The sequence below is a fragment of the Marinomonas sp. BSi20584 genome (assembly GCF_002792415.1).
Lineage (GTDB): Bacteria > Pseudomonadota > Gammaproteobacteria > Pseudomonadales > Marinomonadaceae > Marinomonas > Marinomonas polaris.
This window is the reverse complement of record NZ_KZ454915.1, coordinates 1-4,631: the sequence shown is the minus strand read 5'-3', so window position 1 is coordinate 4,631 and position 4,631 is coordinate 1. Positions and strand designations below refer to the sequence as shown.

5 protein-coding genes are annotated in these 4,631 nt (G+C 40.2%); all 5 read left to right on the top strand.

What is annotated here, in order from left to right:
- Window positions 1-400 precede the first annotated feature (400 nt).
- The 5 genes from TY87_RS22270 (at window position 401) to TY87_RS22250 (ending at window position 4,141) form a co-directional block, all read left to right on the top strand.
- Complete coding sequence (locus TY87_RS22270) at window positions 401-1,030, top strand: LPP20 family lipoprotein (RefSeq protein ID WP_072841507.1); 630 nt, start codon at window positions 401-403, stop codon at window positions 1,028-1,030.
- A gap of 3 nt (window positions 1,031-1,033) precedes the next feature.
- Window positions 1,034-2,227, top strand: coding sequence for a flagellar assembly protein T N-terminal domain-containing protein (locus tag TY87_RS22265; RefSeq protein WP_072841505.1), 1,194 nt, complete (start codon window positions 1,034-1,036; stop codon window positions 2,225-2,227).
- A 58-nt stretch (window positions 2,228-2,285) separates the two neighbouring features.
- Window positions 2,286-2,516: a cell division protein ZapB gene (locus tag TY87_RS22260; protein WP_072841503.1), complete on the top strand. Its 231-nt coding sequence runs from the start codon at window positions 2,286-2,288 to the stop codon at window positions 2,514-2,516.
- The gene (locus TY87_RS22255) at window positions 2,513-2,986 is read left to right on the top strand and encodes a hypothetical protein (protein WP_072841501.1); all 474 of its coding nucleotides are present in this window, start codon (window positions 2,513-2,515) and stop codon (window positions 2,984-2,986) included. Before TY87_RS22260 ends, TY87_RS22255 begins: the two co-directional genes overlap by 4 nt.
- A 186-nt stretch (window positions 2,987-3,172) precedes the next feature.
- Window positions 3,173-4,141, top strand: coding sequence for a ProQ/FINO family protein (locus TY87_RS22250; protein ID WP_100188751.1), 969 nt, complete (start codon window positions 3,173-3,175; stop codon window positions 4,139-4,141).
- The last annotated feature ends 490 nt before the right edge of the window (window positions 4,142-4,631 follow it).

Genomic DNA, 4,631 nt, shown 5'->3' with positions numbered 1-4,631 from the left:
CATTGGTTGCTCTAAATGGATAGCCCTTATAAAAACACAGTTTACACTATCTAAAAAACACCTTCACCACCTCAATAAAAAATGTAAATTTTCTTCTAGATAACTCTCTCTGAACGTAAAATAATCGAGAAAACTCAAAAAAATGCACTGATAGAACAGATTTACTATCAAAAACAAAGAAAAAGCGCTTTTTTAAGTGGTCAAACATGGACGCTAGAGAGCAAAATGGTTTACATTTTGTCCACTAGATTAGGCATGTTGAAAAATAAAAGGATTTTTGAACAAACTATTCACAATAAAACCTGTAGCGCAAAATCGCTCAGTTGAAATCACATCGTATAAAGTGTGTCATTTCAACACAGGATATTAAGGTAAAGACTTCCACACAAAGGGCACCACCATGACATTATCACTTCGTATTTTTTTTATAGCCATAGGGGCGATAATTCTTTCCGGGTGCCAAAGCCTTTACCAGCAAAGTGCAGATGGAACACCTTGTACTACTGTCGCGCCTTGTAACGGCAATACTGTCGGAAACAGTTCATCTTATGGCTATCCACAAAATGGTGCCTTAAATGCGAACAACACCATTGCAGTTATTAAACAAGAACCTATCATAGTTACTGCCACAGGTTATGCGGCAATGATGACAAACAAACGTCTGACAAAATCCCAAGCCCGAATTATGACAATGCGCAGTTCTATGCTAGATGCCTATAGAAATCTATCAGAACGAGTTTATGGTTTGAAAATTGACGGCTCCAGCTCATTGAGCAACATGGTCATGCAAAACGATGAGTTAAGAACCTATGTCGATGCATACCTAGTTGGTGCAAAAGTCGTTTCCCAACGCGAACATGAAGACGGAATATTCGAAACGGTTGTTGAAATGGCGCTGCAAGAAAACTTTCGTCAATGTTTAAGTTCCTCAAACATTCAAACAGATCCAAATTGTAAGATTCAACCTGGCTACCGTGCTGTTAATGTGGAAAACGCAACACCAACAACCAACTTTTATAGCATTGAATAACAAATGTTACTTTTAAAGCGTTTACTGATCATAGCTGCTGCATTTTTATTGCCAACAGCCAGTTTTGCCAAAAGCATCACAGCTGTCGGTGAAGCGGTTATTTATAATAATGATATTGCTGATGCTCGCTATAGAGCGACACAACAAGCCATAAAACAGGCCGTTTTAGAGTCTGGGTCCAGAGTTAACATTAAAGATGAACTCTATAATGGTGAACTAGAGTCTAATTTAGAGATACGCAGTTCTGGCTATGTTCAAAAAGCCAAAATACTTTCTGAAGAGCAAAATGGTGACTTCCTCACCATTGTGGCTCGCGTAGACGTCACACCTGACTCACAGTGTAGCTCTGGGCCCACTAGTTACTACAAAAAAACGGTTGGCGTAACAGGGTTTGAACTACAAGTCCCCCAACAAGCAAGATTGGGAGAGCTCAGTAATATATCCAGAGAATTACCAAAAGATCTAGCCGATGAAATAAATAAACAAGGCTACTTAAGAGCCTTAACCGCAACAAATATTGCTATTTATCCAGACCTAATAAACGCACCATCTTCCACAAACTATGATGGATCCCTAACAAACGTCACAAGAATCAGTGAACAGTTGGGTGTACAATACATAGTTAGCGGCGTAATTAGAGATATCGGAGAACTATACCTAAGACATCCAGATGATAAGAACACAAAAGACCTATTAGATGAAAATATTGATAAAGAAAGAAACTTTGTTGTCGATATCTATATTTATGATGGTTTCAGTGGCGCCCTTTTGTTCGAACATAGATACAATGAAATAGGTAACTGGGATGTATCAGATCACGCAAAAATAGGTTTTGGCAGTGCAAAGTTCTGGACAGTACATTATGGTAAAGTTGTTCAGCAGGCACTCAGAGAAAGCGCCTTAGACACCAGCGAGAAGCTACGTTGCCAACCATTTATAGCTAATATTTTTCGCACAGAAGGCAACAGAATACATATTTCAGCAGGATCATTAGCAGGGATAAAACAGGGAGATAAATTCAACGTTTATCGACGTTACGAGGTTTTTAATCAATTGCAATCTGCTCAAACTCAGCTGAATAATGCAAACATCAGTGTTACAATAAAACAGGTACAGCCCAACTTTTCAGTTGGAGAACTCGTTGTTGACTCACACATATTAAACGTGCAACAACAAGATGTTGTTATTGCCTGGTAATTTCATACAACTACGCCCATACACAAACGGCGATTTTTATTTTTTTAGGACAGACACAATGAATAACGAACTACTACACCACCTAGAACAACGCATCAACGAAGCAGTAGAAGAAATTGGCTCACTACGCAAACGCATCTCTGAATTAGAAATGCAAAACTACGAGCTTAGCGAAGAGAAAAGTGAAATCCAGAGCACACTTACTCAAACCAAAGAGCAGCAGTCAAATTGGGAGTCATCTCTTTCCCAAATGCTAAACCGCTTAAATCAAATGGACGATAAACAATGAAATCACTTCTACTTGCAGCTTTAGTTCTAGTGAGTGCAAACGCATCAGCTGAAGGTCAGATTGCGAGTTTGGTAAATTTTTCATCAACAGCCGTGCGACCAACAACTCCCGAAGGAGAAACAAATGTCACCTCCATTATAGATGCATCAATGGAGTATACTCTGCCAGAGAACATTTCTTTTTATGGCGGATTATCATTTGTTATTGGAGAGACTTTCGAGAATGCTATCTCTTTAGGGTCACGTTATTATAGCTCAACACCAGCGCTTCAAATTTTACCGGGCATTCCAATGTGGTCGTTTATCGGTGGTGGCATCTCGTTTCTTGACGATACTGTCTACTATCCAGAAGCTGGCTTTCGCATAGGGATATCAGATGTATCACGACTAGATATATTCGTAAAAATATTAAACAGCAGTGGCGACACCTACGACAAGCACGTCATGGTTGGCGCAGGACTTACTTTCTGAGTAAGATGAAATTATTAACTGTTTTCATCGCTAGTTTTTTAATAATAACGACTTACGTTTGGTGGCAAAAAGGTAGCTATATATCCATTACCCTACCAAACGAGAATCAGCGAAAAGAAATGATTGGCACAAGCAATACACCAAGTATTCCGCTGTCTCCAATAAAATATTGAGCCTTGTGTCTTTATGGAACAACTTATCGCTAAACTCGAAGCAAGGATTAACTGGCTAACTAAGCAGTTAGAAAACGCGAACGAGGAAATACAAAAATTAAAGGAAAAGAACGACCCCTCCATTGAGTACAGCGCTTCAATGGACCTATTGCAACACATGGCCGATCGTTCAACTGAAGATCAATTGCAGCTCTATATCGAAGACTCTCTTGACCTTTTAAGTGACACATCAGCCCCGGAGCAAGCAATAAAAATAAGCGAAGTCGAATATCAACTTCGCTTTGATTTATTGCACGAGCATGCTGATAGCAGCACCACAACCACGACAACAGAACAGATTGATTACATGACCACACAACAACCTGAGCTTAACGGCTTGCAAGAAGACGACAAACTAGTCGATACCGACATTAGCGTACAGGAAGCAAGTGACAGCACTACAGAGGCAGCGACTCTGACGCCTGAACAAAAAAAGCGTCAAAAGAATCAAAAAAATAATCGCCGTCTAATTAAAATGCTTGAAGACCGTTACCCCAAAGCGTTTGACTGGAATCAACCTAAACCTCTAAAGGTCGGTATAGACAAAGATATGGTGCTGGATGATGACTTCAATGCCAGCAAGCAAAAACGCGCCCTAGCAGCTTACACACGCTCAGACAGATATAAGAAATGCTTATTGTCTGGCCAACCACGAATCGACCTAGAAGGTATTGCAGTCAACAACGAGCCTGCCCTACCTGACTCTATGATTCCAGCAAAAGCTAAAACAGCGACAACGAGCAGACTCGCAAAAGAAAGACCTGCCCAACCAGCTCGCAACAAGCCAAAAGCTCAAGCTCAAGCTCAAGCTAAAGCTAAAAACAAAGCACATTCAAAGCCTAAAACAGCTCAAAGCGCACCTAAACAAGAAGATATTTATGACAACTTATCTCCTGAAGAGCGCATGAAAGCGAAATTAGCAAAACTATTAAATAAATCTTAAAAAACTATTTACATAGTAAGGCGCGATGTATATTATACGTCGCGCTGCTNCACGAAAGTTTCGGTGGTTCGAATCCACCTCCCTCCACCATTAGCAGTTTCTAATTAAGATTCAATATCTTACCATCTAGATTAACAAAACAATCCACAAGTAATTTTAATACCCATCTACATTTATCAACAAAACAACACCTTAATAACAGACTTATCCACAAGAAAAATCCACACCTCACCAGACACACCGAAGAACCAGCCCAAAAAAAACCACCATCACAACCAAAAATCATCACACCACAAGACACACTTAGCAACAATAGACTTAATAGCCCATCCACACAATCCTCACCCCACATTACAAAAGCAAGCATGACACCCACCACCAAGCCGATCCAAGGCAACAAGTGATACTAAACACTCTCAGAAAGCCCGCAGCACACATTTAGAGCAGACCGCAGCGCATGACGATAGACGATAGACGATAGACGATAGAC

Excerpts from the sequence above, each read along its gene's own strand:
- TY87_RS22260 (WP_072841503.1), top strand. The coding sequence starts at position 2,286 with ATGAATAACGAACTACTACACCACCTAGAACAACGCATCAACGAAGCA.
- TY87_RS22270 (WP_072841507.1), top strand. The coding sequence starts at position 401 with ATGACATTATCACTTCGTATTTTTTTTATAGCCATAGGGGCGATAATT.
- TY87_RS22250 (WP_100188751.1), top strand. The coding sequence starts at position 3,173 with ATGGAACAACTTATCGCTAAACTCGAAGCAAGGATTAACTGGCTAACT.
- TY87_RS22265 (WP_072841505.1), top strand. The coding sequence starts at position 1,034 with ATGTTACTTTTAAAGCGTTTACTGATCATAGCTGCTGCATTTTTATTG.
- TY87_RS22255 (WP_072841501.1), top strand. The coding sequence starts at position 2,513 with ATGAAATCACTTCTACTTGCAGCTTTAGTTCTAGTGAGTGCAAACGCA.